At 49.1% G+C, this 430-nt stretch carries 3 tRNA genes; all 3 read left to right on the forward strand.

The features are described 5' to 3' along the window. The first annotated feature begins 111 nt into the window (after positions 1–111). The 3 genes from WR49_RS20725 to WR49_RS20735 all read left to right on the forward strand — a co-directional run bounded on the left by WR49_RS20725 (position 112) and on the right by WR49_RS20735 (position 366). Positions 112–187 (forward strand) — tRNA-Glu (locus tag WR49_RS20725). Between the two features lie 2 nt (positions 188–189). Beyond that, positions 190–265 (forward strand) — tRNA-Lys (locus WR49_RS20730). A gap of 25 nt (positions 266–290) precedes the next feature. Then, a tRNA-Ala gene (locus tag WR49_RS20735) sits at positions 291–366 on the forward strand. The last annotated feature ends 64 nt before the right edge of the window (positions 367–430 follow it).

Consider the following 430-nt stretch of genomic DNA (forward strand, 5'->3'; position numbering starts at 1 on the left):
TGACGATGAGTGTCCACACAGATTGATTAGGTTTAGAAAAGCAAAGAGATGAAGAACTCCCAAGTTCTTCAAAGTTTGTTTCTGCTTTTTAAGTAGAGATGAATTAGCAGTGTCCCGTTCGTCTAGAGGCCTAGGACACCGCCCTTTCACGGCGGTAACAGGGGGTCGACTCCCCTACGGGATACCATTGGGTCGTTAGCTCAGTTGGTAGAGCAGTTGACTTTTAATCAATTGGTCGCAGGTTCGAATCCTGCACGACCCACCATTTCCTACCAAGGAAATAAAATATTGGGGCTATAGCTCAGCTGGGAGAGCGCCTGCCTTGCACGCAGGAGGTCTGCGGTTCGATCCCGCATAGCTCCACCATTCTTTCTCACGAAGGAATTAAAACTTTCGTGGGCGATTAGCTCAGTTGGGAGAGCACCTGCCT

This window comes from Vibrio sp. ECSMB14106 (genome assembly GCF_000972265.1).
Lineage (GTDB): Bacteria > Pseudomonadota > Gammaproteobacteria > Enterobacterales > Vibrionaceae > Vibrio > Vibrio kanaloae.